Source organism: Stenotrophomonas maltophilia (genome assembly GCF_004920835.1).
Classification (GTDB): domain Bacteria; phylum Pseudomonadota; class Gammaproteobacteria; order Xanthomonadales; family Xanthomonadaceae; genus Stenotrophomonas; species Stenotrophomonas maltophilia_AQ.
Genome location: NZ_QFHO01000008.1, coordinates 99,226 through 114,699, shown reverse-complemented (window position 1 = coordinate 114,699; position 15,474 = coordinate 99,226). Strand labels below are relative to the sequence as shown.

The 15,474-nt window shown below is 57.6% G+C and carries 13 protein-coding genes and 1 pseudogene; 6 read left to right on the top strand and 8 right to left on the bottom strand.

Annotated features, from left to right (window positions below):
- Positions 1 to 37: 37 nt before the first annotated feature.
- The 4 genes from DI041_RS08210 to DI041_RS21625 form a co-directional block, all read right to left on the bottom strand.
- Positions 38 to 2,011, bottom strand: coding sequence for a UvrD-helicase domain-containing protein (locus DI041_RS08210; RefSeq protein ID WP_136638405.1), 1,974 nt, complete (start codon positions 2,009 to 2,011; stop codon positions 38 to 40).
- Positions 2,008 to 4,317 (bottom strand): AAA family ATPase, encoded by a 2,310-nt coding sequence (locus DI041_RS08205; protein WP_136638404.1) that lies wholly within the window; start codon positions 4,315 to 4,317, stop codon positions 2,008 to 2,010. The genes DI041_RS08210 and DI041_RS08205 overlap by 4 nt, the downstream gene beginning before the upstream one ends.
- A 1,084-nt stretch (positions 4,318 to 5,401) precedes the next feature.
- A complete protein-coding gene (locus DI041_RS08195; RefSeq protein ID WP_136638403.1) occupies positions 5,402 to 5,677 on the bottom strand; it encodes a hypothetical protein in 276 nt (91 codons plus the stop codon).
- The gene (locus tag DI041_RS21625) at positions 5,611 to 5,766 is read right to left on the bottom strand and encodes a DUF6988 family protein (protein WP_428992557.1); all 156 of its coding nucleotides are present in this window, start codon (positions 5,764 to 5,766) and stop codon (positions 5,611 to 5,613) included. Before DI041_RS21625 ends, DI041_RS08195 begins: the two co-directional genes overlap by 67 nt.
- A gap of 438 nt (positions 5,767 to 6,204) precedes the next feature.
- On the opposite strand from DI041_RS21625, the gene DI041_RS08190 reads away from it, so the two are divergent.
- Positions 6,205 to 6,579, top strand: coding sequence for an HNH endonuclease (locus DI041_RS08190; RefSeq protein WP_136638402.1), 375 nt, complete (start codon positions 6,205 to 6,207; stop codon positions 6,577 to 6,579).
- A 284-nt stretch (positions 6,580 to 6,863) separates the two neighbouring features.
- Here the strand turns inward: DI041_RS08190 and DI041_RS21575 are convergent, their stop codons facing one another.
- The gene (locus DI041_RS21575; protein WP_080375042.1) at positions 6,864 to 7,088 is read right to left on the bottom strand and encodes a helix-turn-helix domain-containing protein; all 225 of its coding nucleotides are present in this window, start codon (positions 7,086 to 7,088) and stop codon (positions 6,864 to 6,866) included.
- A 114-nt stretch (positions 7,089 to 7,202) separates the two neighbouring features.
- Here DI041_RS21575 and DI041_RS08180 point away from each other — a divergent pair, with 114 nt between their 5' ends.
- Positions 7,203 to 7,523, top strand: coding sequence for a hypothetical protein (locus DI041_RS08180; RefSeq protein WP_053496911.1), 321 nt, complete (start codon positions 7,203 to 7,205; stop codon positions 7,521 to 7,523).
- 142 nt (positions 7,524 to 7,665) lie between these two features.
- Positions 7,666 to 8,620, top strand: a pseudogene (locus tag DI041_RS08175) (IS5 family transposase).
- 291 nt (positions 8,621 to 8,911) lie between these two features.
- Here DI041_RS08175 and DI041_RS08170 read toward each other — a convergent pair.
- Entirely contained in the window at positions 8,912 to 10,345 is a 1,434-nt protein-coding gene (locus DI041_RS08170) for a hypothetical protein (RefSeq protein ID WP_136638401.1), read from the bottom strand.
- A gap of 275 nt (positions 10,346 to 10,620) precedes the next feature.
- Between DI041_RS08170 and DI041_RS08165 the strand changes: the two genes are divergently transcribed.
- Positions 10,621 to 12,027 carry an ATP-binding protein gene (locus DI041_RS08165; protein ID WP_136638400.1) on the top strand — a complete coding sequence of 469 codons (1,407 nt, stop codon included), beginning with the start codon at positions 10,621 to 10,623 and terminating at the stop codon, positions 12,025 to 12,027.
- A gap of 234 nt (positions 12,028 to 12,261) precedes the next feature.
- Positions 12,262 to 13,230, top strand: coding sequence for an IS5 family transposase (locus DI041_RS08160; RefSeq protein ID WP_136638399.1), 969 nt, complete (start codon positions 12,262 to 12,264; stop codon positions 13,228 to 13,230).
- Positions 13,231 to 13,504: 274 nt separating this feature from the next.
- On the opposite strand, the gene DI041_RS08155 is transcribed toward DI041_RS08160, so the two are convergent.
- Both DI041_RS08155 and DI041_RS08150 read right to left on the bottom strand, forming a co-directional pair.
- Positions 13,505 to 13,846, bottom strand: coding sequence for a hypothetical protein (locus DI041_RS08155; RefSeq protein ID WP_227852001.1), 342 nt, complete (start codon positions 13,844 to 13,846; stop codon positions 13,505 to 13,507).
- 166 nt (positions 13,847 to 14,012) lie between these two features.
- On the bottom strand, positions 14,013 to 14,465 hold the full coding sequence (locus DI041_RS08150) for an NIF family HAD-type phosphatase (RefSeq protein WP_053496903.1): 453 nt from the start codon (positions 14,463 to 14,465) through the stop codon (positions 14,013 to 14,015).
- 412 nt (positions 14,466 to 14,877) lie between these two features.
- Here DI041_RS08150 and DI041_RS08145 point away from each other — a divergent pair, with 412 nt between their 5' ends.
- Positions 14,878 to 15,339: a phosphatase domain-containing protein gene (locus tag DI041_RS08145; protein WP_227852003.1), complete on the top strand. Its 462-nt coding sequence runs from the start codon at positions 14,878 to 14,880 to the stop codon at positions 15,337 to 15,339.
- Positions 15,340 to 15,474: the final 135 nt, after the last annotated feature.

The following is a 15,474-nucleotide window of genomic DNA, read 5'->3' as shown; positions in this document are numbered from 1 at the left end:
CCCCTATGAATCCCAACAGTAGTTTGCAGTTTTTATTTCACGAATGCGACTTTGTGATGGGCCACGGAATCGCTAAAAACTCACCCTCCGAGAACCAATCGCTCGCAGTGACTCTATTTAGCGCGACTGAAGGGGCGGAGGACCATAGGACGAGGGCCAGCGACTCCTTAGCACGACTGCAGGTGACATATAGGAGGCGCAAGGTACGATCGATGGTCGTTTCCTTTCCTTTCCCAACATTGTCCCAGTCCGATTTACTGAGCTGGACCCCTCCAAAAATCTTGTCGTATGAAATTTGGTTTCCACCAGCCAGCTTATCGTCCATCACAACCATAACGTGAGCAAACTCCGAGCCTTTGACCACCTGGTGGGTGGCAAGCACAGAATTTCCAGCGAGGTAGGTGCGATACTTCTGCAACTGACTCCAAGGAGTGTCGAACAGCGCACACCACCCCCGACGTATGCGGTCCTTCTTGGACTCCTCCTCTCCTCTGGCCGGAGCAGGTGGAGCAGGAGACTTGTCGGAAAATGCATCTAGAAGTCGATGATCGACCTCGAACAGATTCGCGCCCAGTATCGGCGTGAGAACTTGTTCAACAGTGGCGCCAGGATTCTGACAGGCAGTAGCAAAGGCGGAAATGGCTCGAAGCATCTCGTCGGAACGCCTAGCACGCTCGGCCGCTTGTTCTGGCATGTTATCGAGACGACCGAAGCAGCGAAGGACTTCGGTGGCCATAAGCTCGTCTATGGCACCATCGGGGCCAACACAGGCCTCCAACTGCGCAAGCTCATTCAAAAGCACCTGCACAGCAGTAGGCCCCTTGTTCTCGCCGCTTCCCGTAGGCGCGGCCGAATTTGGGTCGATCAGAACCATTGCACTGTACGCGTCGAGGAACGCGCCGCGAGTTGCGACAAGCTTGTGCTCTAGAGCGAGCAGCTGATAGTGACCTTGGCTCCAAGCATCGGAACCGCTGGCTTGCCGCATCTGGTCTGCGCACCACCGCTCGCTTGCAACCTTCTCCTCCGGCGAGAGCGATGTGTCGCCAACAAAGAGTCGGACCACTCCGCCGGCCTTTTCAGTTCGCGGATGCTGCTCGACGCCGTTGGCAGGCTGCGTTCTGCCATCGATCTCTGCCTCCCATATTCTGTTGATGAGCGTGACGATTCGACGTTGACTGCGATGATTCATTTTCAGCTCTGGCGTCGCCCAGCTCACTGGGACTAGACTCGGAAGATCCGAGTGACCATCCGTGTATATGCGCTGCCGATGGTCGCCAAGCAGTCCCAGAGTGAGGCCGAAACCCCTCGGCTCCGCGAAGCTCATCAAGGCGTCCAAGATACCCTTCATGGTGTCTTGAGACTCATCGATAAGAATGATGGGGTGGCGGTCCTTCAGAATGGTCTGCAGCGTAGACTTGTGCTGCAGCAGCCACGCCGTCGCGTCCAGCACATGTTTGTGGGCGAGCGCGCCGGCACCATGCGTCTCGCGGTCCGGGTTGTAGATGAACACATCCGTCAGCCGAAATGCCTCGATGTCCGCCTTTATCTCATCCAAGTCCCGCTGCTTCGCTGCAGTGATCCCTCTAGGCTTGGCAACCGCCTCTGCAGTTTCCTTTTCCAGCTGAGCTTGCTTGATGGCGACGAGGGCTTCTCGGATGTCGTCGTTAAATCCGCTAATGAGTTCCCAACAGAACGCGTGGATTGTGGAGACATCCACCAAGTCGTTGTCTCCAAGGCGACCTTTGATGACCGCGACAGCGTTCTTTGTGTATGTGACCACGCGTATCGAACGGCCATAGATCTGCAGTCGTCGGGCGAGTCGCCCCCCTTTTTCATGCTCCACAACGCCGGTCATTCGACGCAGCACCTCGACCAATGTGCGCGTCTTTCCGGACCCCGCGCCGGCAAAGAGGAAGTAGCTGCGAGGCGGCTCCTCAGTGAGATAGCCGCAGATTTCATCGACAACCCCGTCATCACGCTCGTTGTTGCCAGGGACGGCGAGCGCGCTCATGTCATCGGTTCCTTGCTGGGCTCAAGCTGCGCCTGTAACCAAGCCAGGGCATCGGCGATGTACTTCGGGCAGACAACTGGTTCATCAGAAGAAAGCTGCTCGAAGATGCTTGCAGCAAACTCGCCCTTTCGTAGCGAGCCATGCATTACCGTATGGAGTGCCTTGACCATCTCTGCAACGCTTCCAGCTTCGGCCGCGGCTCTTGCCACAGATCCAAGCGCGCCAGTCGGTGGCTCAATCTCAACGCCATCATCATCGGCTTTGCCTCCCATGAGCGCCTTGAACCAAGGCATGTTTGTAAGAACGAGGGAATCTTCAAAGGAGCTGGGCCAGCTGCCGTTAGCTTCAGCAACTGGCAGCTGCCAAGCGAATCGCACGAGGCCCGCTGCGGCCTCACCCCATACCAACTGAGCGTCGGTCGGATTCTTCAAATCATCGAGCATCTGAAGCCTTGGGTGCCACCCACGGAGCGTCGGATTGCCGCAATGGAGACCAGCTTGACCGGTGTTTGCGACCGCGACCAGCCTCTTGGTTGGCTCGCCGTTCTTCTTGGGTTTGCCGTCCTGTTCCTCGCAAGGGTCGACGTCGGTGATGATGACAGTAGGGATCCGCAGCTTCTCGACGAGTGGCTTGAGTCGGTGGGCATGACTCCCTCCGATATCAAGGAAGGACACATATCGACTGTTCAGCTCCTTGAAATCTCGCTCCATGAAAAGAGGGATGAGCATGCGCTCAGCAACGCCTTCCACGAAGATGGCCGCATTGGCGAATAGCAGGTCGGTGTGTTGGACACGGAAGTATCGCTCTGCGAACTGACGTGTCTTCTTGTCATCACCAAAGACCTGCCCGAGATTGACTACTTCAGTGGTTGGCATTGGGCTTGCCGCGCTCTTTGCAACGCGGCGTACATACCGGAGGCGGTCAAAGTCCTCAGCGTGCGCGAGATGGCTCGAGTGGGTGCTGATCAGCAACTGGCTCTTGAGCGCTGAGGCGTCTGCTCCCGTCGGGCTTATGAGCTTGTGTGCCTTGTCGGGAAAGATACGCTGCACTTGGACATGAAGGTGCGCCTCAGGCTCTTCAATCATCACAAGGTGAACGGGCGCAGGAGATCCTTTGTCGGGCTTTAGCCTAGCAGCTTTGAATGACACCAACTGATAACTGAGGGACTGGAGGTTCTGGTAGCCGAGTCCGATGGAGTGTTCAGGAAGGAGTTCTTCAAGCGACTCCTTCTGCATGCTGTACTGCACCGCAGTTCCATGGTCTAGCAGGTCAGCCGTCTGGATGCGCGTGCGAAAACGAATTTCCTGGGGATCATGCAGACCCGGATAGCCGAGCTGCTTCACCTCCTCAACCGAATCGGCAATGGCCTCGTGAATCTTCTTGTCAAGGTCTCTTTGCGCCTCTGCCACCGCTTTGACGAGGTCCGCGCGGTGACCATGCCCTGTACTGGCGACGTTCAAGTGCTGACGGGCAAACTTGAGGAGTTGGTTGGAGAACATGCCAACTCGATGCGGCCCGGATGCCGACCGCGACTCAGCCTCTTCACTGCCCAGCCCACGCTGAGCGGCAACAAAGTCGACTCGGATGACCTTGGACAGATGCTTCCGATCAATGCGGCTGGCATTTTCAGCAAGCGCCTGGCTGGCGTAGGTCTTGAAGCCGGTTATTGGGTTGTTCTCTGCATCGAGTTTATATGCACGAACCTGGCCGAGTTTCGAAGGTTCACGGAGCCAAAAGTCCAAAAGGTCTATGGGCCAAGCCAACGAGTCAGCACCCATTTCCTTCACGGGCCCGCGCGCCGTGCGGTATATCCAGGCAAGTTGCTTTAGCTCTTCAACGGTTGACGCTGGTTCCAAGCGAAGGCGGATACCCACTGCACCACCCTTCCAGCTGAACTTGGAAAGGAACGGTGCGACGTAGTGGTACATGCCCGCCTCGGCATCGAACCAAAGGTCCAGCGTTGGCATGGTCGAGAGAAGAGCTTGAAGCTGCTGCTTCCACTGCTCCTCGTCACCTGGCACGGTTAAGGGGTCTTCCGGTAGGGCTTCCCATACTTTTCCAAGAGCTCGCAGTGTTGGCCATTGCGAGAGGCTGATGTCAAAAGAGCCAAAGGACGAACTTTCTGCGAGGAAGTGACGGAGAGCGGTGAGTACCGAGGTCTTCCCGCTGTTGTTCGCTCCGACCAGAATAGTGGTCTTCTTGTTGACGTCCAGTTGAACCTTGCCGAGGCGGCGGAACTGGCACAACTCTAGAAATCGAAGTGTGATGCCTCCGGAGACCGGAATGACTGGACCTGCGTCTGGCATTGAGGCACCTTTTGACTGGAAGTTAGCGATGTGCCGCTATTAGGCAGATACTTAAGGCGCCAGGGAAGACGCCCTCATGTCACCAATAGCAGCGAAGATGATTTGGTTGGCCATCATGGATAGCGACATTTCTGTTCGGCTGAGGACCTGGAACCCGCGAGAAATTGATGACCGGGAAGACGCCTGCTTCCGACCCAAAGCGGCATCGATCCGCCCTCGATAGATCCCCCGAATCTCGCTTAATCGCTGCCGCATCGGAACTAGAGCGCACGCCCATCGTTCTGAAACCCCATCCCATTCCTGAGCGTCGTCCGCTAGAACTTCCCGTTGAACGGCAAGTGCATGGAAAGCAACCTTAGTCGGGAATGGTCGGCTCATCGCCCCAAGCGGCCGAACCCACCCTGTTCGCCCTAGCAGTGCCAGCACGGCGCGCCTGGGAAAACGGCGAACTAATTGCTGCGCTTTGAGTAGATCGGTATATCAGGCGGTCGTTAACAATAGAGCCCACATACTTTCCATCGGGGCCAAAAACACGCTCGCCTTTGATGCGACCTACAACTGCGCCTGAGCGGCTGTAAACAAATTCCCCATTCACCTGCAGAGGCTTGCCGTTCTTTGTAAACAGATCCATCTTTCCCCCGAGCTCCTATAAGGAACGGCAACTCTGCCGCAAATGCCCCCTGGTCGACCTAGGGGGCCGGCCACGCCTTCACCCACAAAGCGTCGCATCTAAGGTTCTCAATCTAGTACAACTAGATCCTAAGCGGGCATAGCTTGGCTGGCAAGCTAAGGGACTCCCGCGCAGCCAGCCCTCCATTTCCCGCCACGGGACGACATGGACCCTGCCCGTAGAAAGCCCTAATTCTCTACCCGTCTAGTGCCCATTTGCGGGCAACCACGGGAATACCCCTGCTCGATTGGCAAGTCTCAATTGGCTAGTGTGGTCGGAGGAGCGGGCACCGCTTCGCCCAACGCCTGAACCAGCCCCATCGATCGCAGCATAGCGACGATCTCCAGTTGCTTCTCTGCAACCCACTGATGTCGGGCAGCCACCTCTTCCTCTGGGACCCGCTTTCCGGCCAGTTCAACGGTTTCGAGAATGGAGAGCCATTGACGTGCTGAATCCCAACAAATCCACCACCTCGTCAGGAGAAGTTTCGATTACGCGGGAGCGACGGATCAAGGACTGGTAGCCATGGTGGACGTAGCCGTGCATTGTCTTCTGCGACTGCTCCCAGGTATCCAACAAATCCGCGTAGCGCTTTTCACCGGAACGCTGGACCACCCTGCGGATCATCTTCTCTGGGGCTGCAGTGTCATGGCCCTTCTGAAACCGCGCCAACTCCTGATCATCGGCCATTGCAGCCACAGCCCGCGCACAAACGCTTCAAAAGATGGGCGCATCAGCGCTGTGGCAGAGCCCAACAGCCCGTGCTTGACGAGGAGCATAACTGACGATTGGTGTTCGTGAACCACCGCGAAAGCTACGACCGCCATGTGGTCTGGCTCCGGCCCATGCAGAACCAGCCCGTAGAGTTTCTCCTCGTTCCAACGCCGCACGTGGTCGGCCCACTCCAGTGCCCGCTGCACGCGCGGCTCCTCCATCCAAACCGACAACTCGTCATGTGCTGCGCCGCCCTCAGGCATCGGCCACCTCCCCGCTGGCCCGGGCCGGATGTATGTTTACCGAGGTATCGAACAGATCGATGTTTTGGTCAAGGATAGTCATGGCGCCATCTTGACAGCCAACACCCTGGCGCGCGATAACTCGCTTGCCGCGCGGGGATTCCCGCCGGCGCATTGCCTGCTTAGCTCAAGGCAACAGGTTCCCGATCCGATCGCACACGCGACGACGGGATAGTTTTTCCTGTCTTTTGAGATCTAAGCATGCCCAAACTCCAACGCTTGAGAACCGACGCTTTCCACGCTCAGAAGGGCCGCTGCTGCTATTGCAGCCTGCCGATGTGGAACACTTCACCCGACGAATTAAAGCCGTTCGGCCTCAGCGCCAGAACCGCCACTCCGCTCCGCTGCACAGCCGAGCATCTGTTGGCTCAGCAAGATGGCGGTAGGGACGTGGCCGGCAACATCGCTGCCGCGTGCTGGTCATGTAACCAACGCAGACACAAGCGGAAGTCTCCTCCCACCCCCGAGGCCTATCGTGTCTTCGTGCAAAAGCGCGTGGCAAAGGGGAAGTGGCATCCGCCCAGCGTCGCCAAGCTGCACCTCAGATCGCATGGAGAGCATCTACACGCCAGATGAGTTCCGCCATGTTCATGCCTTGCCTCCCGCGCCTGCTGAACGAAGCCTCAGGAGGTCCTGATGAGGGACAACCTGCATACCAACAATCGACCGAGCGTGGCTTGAGCAGTTGAGGCCGCGCCGTGGATAAATCATTCGCGGACGAGCTCCGTATCCCCCGTCCCAGCCGCATTTTGCGCAAGGTCGAGGACACGGGCTTTGGGCCACATTGCCGTTGTCAGCGTCACAGTCTGAGCCTAGCCAGGCCCAAAGTGGGCGCCGCGCAACCTAAGAACTGCCAGTCGCTAAAGATCCGCCCCTCGAAGCAGGCTCGACGCTGATAGACCGAGCGCATCTGCGAGTCTGATCACGGTGGATAACCGGCAGTCCTTCTTTCCTTGCTCAATGTGACCAAGCTGCGTCCGGTGCATGCCCAGTTTGTCTGCGAAGTCCTCCTGGGAAAATCCCAGTGCCGTTCGTCTCGCCTTCACGGCGGCGCCAAGGGCTAGCTGGTGCTTGGGAGTACTCACCCCCTAAGCTTTAATTCCGTAGTACTTTTGGTCTACAGTACTTACGGTAGCATCTTGATGACCTGGGCCTCCTAGAGGCCAGTGCATTCTTCGTAACTTGGGCGAGGGAAGACTATGAGCTTCTTTTTAGTGGATGCTGAGTCCGAGTTCACCTTGGAGCTTTCCCTGAGCCAAGAGTCGGAACAAGATCTGCGGCGCCAGATTGCAAAGATCCAAGAGGGCGCGGATGCCGGTTTGCTGTCCAAGCGCCTAGCTGCCGAGTTCTCCAGATTGGTACCCGAGATGCTCGACTGGGACATCAAAAGGCCTACTAAGGCGCAGATCGCATATGCCCGCTCAATTTGCTATCAGGAGAAGATTGAGCTTCCCGACGAAGCGATGCAGTCGCGCTACACAATGCATCTATTCATATCCTCACGCGGCCAGTGGCCGTGAACCTGCTCCCTACCGCTCCCCATATCCATCGGCCAAAATGGTAGTTAAGGATGCTCTGAACAAATATGAGGGAAGTTGCATGGTAGTGCCGGCAGCTGGCCGGCACGCTAGTCGACCATGAAATGTACAGTGGTGGTCGACCATGCAGCTGACATTTGGTGATGCGGACGGCCCGGGGCAGCGCAAGCAGACCCGGCGTGAGCGGTTCCTTGCCGAGATGGACCAGGTCGTGCCGTGGAAGCGCCTGCTGGCACTGATTGAGCCGCACTACCCGCAGATGGGCAGTCGCGGAAGCCAGCCGTAACCATTGTCGACAATGCTGCGTGTGCATTTTCTACAGCAGTGGTACGCACTCAGCGATCCGTCCATGGAGGAAGCGCTGTATGACACGGCGGTGATGCGTCGTTTCGCCGGCATTGGCGGCTTGGCGCGCATTCCTGATGAGACCACGATCCTCAACTTCCGCAAACTGCTTGAGGCACACGGACTTGCGGCAGAAATGCTTAACGCCGTGAACGCCCATCTGCAGCGCTGCGTGCGGGAACGATCGTGGATCGCCACCATCATTCATGCGCCAAGTTCAACCAGGAACGCAGACAAGGCGCGCGATCCGGAAACGCACCAGACCCGTAAAGGCAACCAGTGGTATTTCGGCATGAAGGCGCATATCGGGGTCGATGAGTTCTCCGGACTGGTTCACCACTCAGATGCACGGCGGCCAACGTCAGCGACGTAACGGTCACACATGCGCTTCTGCACGGCAAGGAGACGTGCATCCTTGGCGACAGCGGATACACCGGTGCGGACTCCCGAGCAGAGCTGAAGAACTGCAAAGCCGCCTTCCTGATTGCACAGAAGCGCGGCAAGGTGAAGGCGATTAGGAACGCAAGGGAGCGGCGTTACCAGGAGCGGTGGGAAACCTGGAAGGCCAGCCTGCGCGCGAAGGTGAGCACCCCTTCAGACTCATCAAGCGCCAGTTCGGGTACACCAAGGTCCGCTATCGCGGCTTGGCGAAGAACACCGCTCAGGTGCTGACCCTGTTTGCCCTGTCCAATCTGTGGATGGCCCGCAGGGAATTGATGCCCGCCCAAGGGTAAATCCGTCCGGAGGTGCCGAAAAGGCACGTCCAAAGCCACCTCTCAGATAAAAAATACCTCCTCGGTGACGTTGCCCGCCGTCGCGGCTCGTAGAAACAGCTCTCCGGGTCAACTGCTCAGAGCACCTCTAAGCAAAATCGGAAACCCGAATGGAGCCGACACCGCGCCGCACAAGGCATGGACGGGGGTCCGATAGGGTCGATCGCAAGACGACCGCCATTGAATCCGCAGCGCGCCTTAAAGCATGACCATTGGACGAAAAGGTGCTTACACGCACAACGGTCGCGCCCCTCAGGTCTGCTGAATATTGAACGACTTCCCGCAGGTCGGGCATGGTGCCGCTAACCCTGCAAGGGCCGGTGGCCCCTGCCACCCGATCGCCACCGCGCCAGAATGCGTCGGCGGCGCAATACCTGGGAAAAGCATGACGCCGTGCACCGCTGTGGCGCGAACGTCTCCAGCGACGCCGGGCGACACCAGACCGGGCGGAAGTGCTGGGATCCAGTTACCGTGGTTCCATTGCGTCATATGCTTGGCAACCGAGGCGGGGAGCGGGTGCATCGCCGTGCCAAAGACGTTGTTGTGTCCGAACGAATACACCAGTCGGGCATAGCCCGGTGCCCTTGTGGGCACGGTATTGCCTGCAAAGAAGCCACCATGATGAGTAGCAACCACGGCGGTGAATTCTCGATCCTTAACCAAGCTGATGTACTTGTAGCTGGCGTCGCCGGGAAGCAACCAGTTTAAACCCCTCCAATCCACCATCAGGGCATTGCCGCGATTGTTGAGATTGTTCCCGGTTCCGGTGCACTGCGTAAGGGTATAGCTCCCAGACGTGCCGAACTTAAGATCGGCAAAGACCGGGGGCAACTGGAGCACCTGGGAGCCGGCAACTAGAATTCCGTTCTGGAACGCCATGTGAGCAGGATTGACGGTGTGGGGGACAATCCAGGTGCACTTCAACAGGTCCGGGTCCAATGACGTGGCGGTGTAGTGATCCGCGTGCCAATGCGAAATGAGAACGGGCGCCGGTGATTTGTTGTTTGGGCAGGTGCAGAACTTGAGCGCAGCGGGGGTGGTCCACGCGTTCGCCCCGATGGCCCGGCCAACATCAAAGTAGAGAAGAGGCCGCCCGGTTTCACCGAGCATCACGTTGGAAGAAGCTTGACCCACGTCCAGTACGGCCATCGCGTGGGGGCGCGGAATGCTGTCAAGCACAGCGCGGAGAGCCCAGTGATCGGCATTCACATGGGTGACTTCAGGCCTCAACCTGTTGAGGTGCTCAATCAGAGGTGGTTCGGGGAGGTGGGCAAGCCCCAAGAACCCCGTGGTTCCGGCGTCAGTAATGCTGGAATAGCTGATCGCGTCGCCAGCGGGTGTGGGACGGAACATGAGGCCTATCCACCGCCCCACTATGGTGCCCTCCGCACGCCTGTCGGGCGGCGCGAGGTCGGTTACAACCTCAACGAGTTCGCGTTCATTGAAACCGCGCACAATGACATCGAGGTGAAACAGCGGAACCTCCTCAAAGAACCGCGATACGTACTCAGGTTCAGGCTCAACGTCCCCGTACTGCCGCCAGGAGTGAAGTGCCCATCTGTATGGGATCGCGTCAAAGGACAATCTGAGCTGACGGCGGCCGATGGTCTCCATTGACGCCAGATGCCCCAGTAGAACTCGAGGTGTGGGTGTAGGAAGAGTGTCGTCAAGAAAGTACGGGTTCATCGTTCGGTCCTCCGTGATCGAAAGCGCTCAGGCGATGTTGCGGGCCTCGGCCAGGTCGCCGCACATCCACGCCCATGTCTGATAATACTGGCCGAAAGCGACAAGAGAACGGTTGATTGCTCGATCCACAACCATTCTTCAAGAATGTGCATGCCGACACATTGCGGACTGTAAAGTTAGCCCCAACTCGGCCGATAGCGTGTTGCAGGGCTGCGCCTGAGTGGGCGTCCAGGGAAGTAACTCCGTCTTGAACTACGCATGATCAGGAGATTCACATGGAAGGATTTGTTGGCCGTCAGCGTGAAGCGCAGGTGCTCGAGGATCTGCTTTCAGGATCGCCAAGCAAGGGCTTGAAGATTCAGAGCATTGAAGGTCCCAGTGGAATTGGCAAAAGTAGCGTGTTTGCCAAGGCCATGCGATCCATTGACTTGGATAGCCTGGGTTTCCTGAGGATAGAGTTGGTAGGAGCTAACCGGGGGATAGATGGCTCAACTGGCGAGTTCACTGCCGCAGCCATTGATCAGCTGGTTGGCTCGCTTGTGCGCTCTGCAGTTGGGCCGGGAATCGGGTTGAAGCCATCAGGCTACTACTTCCCGGAGACCCGTGAAGCAATTGAGGCTGTCTCTAAGATCAGGGGTGAGATCACCAAGGAACTCTTGGAGCGCGGAGTAAACACTGAAGACCTCGAGGGAATTGCCAAGCTGATAAAGTCAGGTGCATCCATCGTTCAGCGTGTCGGCATGTTCGTGCCGAAGGTCAAAGAGTTTGTGGACCCTGAGGCAGTGAAGGAGGCCGCCGACGAGCTCCCCGGGGCCGCGAGTGAAATCAAGGCCTTGTCTTCAGAATCCATCCGTATCTGGGAAAGGCTCGGTATCGGTTCCGCCTCATCCCTCCGTGAGGCTGCTAAGCAAGATCCTGAAGAGGTCCTTGCGAATGCATTGGTAGCAGATCTAAAGGCGATCCTGCTGGGTGAGCACGAAGGCAAGCTCAAGCCGGGGCACGGGAAGATCAAGCGGTTGGAACGGTTGCTCTTCGTTGTGGAAGACTATGAGGCGCTTCATAAGCAGCTCGGCGGACTTCTGATCCCCAAATTCCTAAACAAGCTCAAGAGCAGCGACATCGATGCAACTTTGATCGTGCTGACGAGGTTCAAGCTCAAGGCCACAAACCCTCTCTGGAAGGACTACGAGGCGCAGCTTAGACGCGCAATTGTGCTCAAGCCCCTTGAGAAGGCTGAAGTGGACGAGCTTCTGGCGGAGTTTGGCATTGTCGATACAGCGGAGAAGGAGCGCGCTTGGCTGGAGTCCTCTGGTCTTCCATACCATCTTTCGCTTTTGATCGATGAGCTCGATAGTGGCGGGCGTAGTTCTACCAGCTTGAAGGAGCTACACCAACGCGTCGTCATGTGGATGAGTCCGCGCGAGGTCTCTTGGCTACACCAGGTTCTCTACATGGATGATCTGCAGGTAGAAGCGCTGGAGCAGGTCTTTGGTAGTGAGCAAGAAGCAAGGGACGTTCGTGACTGGTTCGAAAGTGAAGGCTCAATCCTTGATCAATCTTCCCAGAAGCTGAGAATGCTTCCGTTCGTTCGATCACGTCTTTGTGAGTATCTGGAGAGCCGCGACCGAAGGAAGACAAAGGAGCTGAAGGCCCGTGCGGATGCGGTTTTCCTGGCAGATTGATCTCTGTTTTTGATCCGGGAAGATATCTCACCTTCATGTCATCGAGTGAGAGAGCAACTTGCCTCAAAGCAACAACCGGCCGCCCGTGCAATGAGGGGTTGAATACCCGCTCGCAAGATGCGTTGAAGTCCTTCCATCAGTAAGGTAAAGCATAAGGGATGCTCTGAACAAATATGAGGAAGATTTCATGGTAGTGCCGGCCGCTAGCCATGAGATGAAGAGTGACGGTCGATCATGCAACTGACGTACGGTGACGCGGAGGGCCTGGGCCAGCGCAAGCAAACCCGGCGTGAGCGGTTCCTTGCTGAGATGGACCAGGTCGTGCCGTGGAAGCGCCTGCTGGCACTGATCGAGCCGGACTACCCGAAGACGGGTCGTCGCGGCCGCCAGCCGTATCCTTTGGCGACAATGCTGCGTGTACATTTCCTGCAACAGTGGTACGCGCTCAGCGATCCGTCCATGGAGGAGGCACTGTATGACACGGCGGTGATGCGCCGTTTCGCCGGGATCAACGGCTTGGCCCGTGTTCCTGATGAGACCACGACCCTCAACTTCCGCAGACTGCTTGAGACACATGGGCTGGCGTCAGAACTGCTTAGCGCAGTGAACGCCCATTTGCAGCGCAAAGGCATGAGCCTGGGTGCGGGAACGATCGTGGACGCCACCATCATACACGCGCCAAGTTCAACAAATAACGCGGACAAGTCGCGCAATCCGGAGATGCATCAGACCCGGAAAGGCAACCAGTGGTACTTCGGCATGAAGGCGCATATCGGGGTCGATGAGTTCTCCGGACTGGTTCGCCATGCGAAGTGCACGGCGGCCAACGTCGGCCACGTAACGGTCACCCACGCGCGGCTACACGGCAAGGAGGCGTGCATCCTCGGCGACAGCGGCTACACAGGCACAGACTCGCGACCCGAACTGAAGGACTGTAAAGCCGCGTTCCTGATTGCAAAGAAGCGCGGCAAAGTGAAGACAATCAGGAACGCGAGGGAGCGGCGCTACCAGGAGCGCTGGGAAACCTGGAAAGCCAGCCTGCGGGCGAAGGTCGAGCACGCCTTCAGAGTCATCAAGCGCCAGTTCGGATACACCAAGGTTCGCTATCGCGGCTTGGTGAAGAACGCCGCTCAGGTGCTGACCCTGTTTGCCCTGTGTGATCTGTGGATGGCACGCCGGCAGCTGATGCCGGCCCAGGGATAAATCTGCCTGGAGGTTCCGAAAAGGAACCTCAAAACCACTTTTCAGGTATCAGTTTCCTCGCCCGCCGCGGTGCTCCGTACCGCGACTCGTGGAAATAGAGGTCCGGGCGAACTGTTCAGAGCATCCTCAAGTGAATGCAAATTGCGAGGCTATATGCATGGTCGGGACTAGCAGCATGCAGCAACCGGTGATTGCAGAGCTGAGCTTAGGCGTGCAGGTAGCGTCGCTTCTTCTCAGAGCCCCGTGACGAGAGCCGGTGAATTCACCCGAACGATCAGCCGTCGGCCAAGAACTCGGCACGCGCTGCCTTCAGCACACTGGCCGAGTCGCTGACTAGGACCTCCGCTGGAGCGGCACCATCGAGCAGCGCGTGGGGAGACAGCAGCCACTCGACCTCGCCCCAACCGGTGGTTCGACGCAGCCCGTCCGGCTCGCACGCGAACCTCCTATCACCGCGCAACGTCATCAAGATTTCGGCAAGATGATCAGGTGGTTGGCCATTGGCATCAAACTGCCAAGTCGGGTAGCGATAGCTGGATACGGGGTTCGCGATGTAGACACGTAGCAAGCAGCCGGTGCGCCGCAACTGACCTACGCGACAGCTACCGGTGCTCACCGGCAAGCCGAGTCCGGCGGCGACTTCGCCCGCACTAAGCCATTGAGCGGCTAGCGCCTCCCGCTCCACAGCAGCGCATCGCAGGATCTGCGGAACTGGCGTCAGGGACTGAGCGCCGCTCCCGAGAGGAATCGCCATAGGCTCGCGCATCAGCGGTCGCCGCTTCTCAAGAGGACCTTGGCGGAGCTGTTGCTGCGTTGACTCGTTCAATTAAACGTCGAGACGCAATCAAGAGCCCATCATCGCCTGGAGGATATGGGGATGCAAAAAGCGGAATCTGAACCCACAAGTGCTCCTGTCCCGGATGGACATACGGTCCATGGTCATCGAGTAGCAACGCTTTCCCAAGGCGCGGCTCGACGAGCCGCAGGTCCTTGGTCTTCCCCGCCCATTGAACGTAGTTGAGACTCGCAAACCAGATAGGAGCACTTCCTTCGCGGCCAAGTAGTTCAGCGATGGCGCGAAAGCGATCCTCCGGCACGGTAGTGAACATCACCAACTGATTGAACTGCGATTGGACGTTTAAAAGGAACCTGTGGAGACCAGGCCTTGGAATCTGACTGATCGCATTGGATATGAGTGTTCCTTCTAGATCCAACGCCAGCACGGTCGGCTTCATATGCTACCTCTGCCTTTAGCACACGATTGTACTTTGCGCGCGCAACCGGTCACTGTCTATTCCGTGAGCCTACTGGTACGCAGCTGCTGGCCCGGCGTGAGCCTACTGGTACGCTGCTATCGGCTCCCCGTGAGCCTACTGGTACTTCTTGAATCTAGGCGAAAAGAAGATCATCTTTAGCGTTAGCGCGGCCCATCTGAATAATGTAGGAGGGTCGTTACACCAACTCGAAATCCACAGCACAAGCGTCGACCAGCGCATAGGTCGTTGCTTGCTCACTCCTCGCAATGAGGTTTAGAAAGTGTTTAGAACCAGCCATACCCACCCTCTACATATTGCCACGCTCAACGTCGGCACTAGCGACGGGGCAATAGGCATAACGTTCGCTCCTGGCAAGTATCAAGAGTCCGCTATGACCGGCGCGTGGAATCGAGACTTAGAATTGGATCTGCGCACAATTCGTGAGTGGGGGGCGACCTACCTAGTGTCCCTACTTGAGCCATGGGAATTCGATGAACTCAGGATCGCTGCACTACCCGAACGAGCAATAGCCTTAGGTCTCCGATGGTTTGGCCTACCGATCGTAGATGGTGCAGGCCCGGCGGATGCCTTTCTTGATGAATGGCGAAAGGTGGGGCCTGCACTCTGCGAGAAAATACTGTGTGGGGGTCGAGCCGTGGTGCACTGCAAGGGCGGCCTGGGACGAGCGGGAACCGTAGCCTGCCTATTGCTACTGGACACTGGAGCCGCTAAATCTGCAGAACAAGCCATGCACATGGTTCGTCAGGTCAGGCCCGGAGCAATTGAGACGAATGAGCAAGAACAGTTCATCCGCAGCTGGTCCAAATCTGGAACCTCGCATGGGTCCGAGTAATTGGTATTCGTTGAGGCCAGGTTAGCTCTTTTTGGAGGAAAAGGACCCAATACTGCCAGGTGGCCGACCGCCAGAATCGGTCCCCCTCACCGATGGCAAGGGAGAGTTCAGGTAGTCAGCATCTAGGCCTCGCAG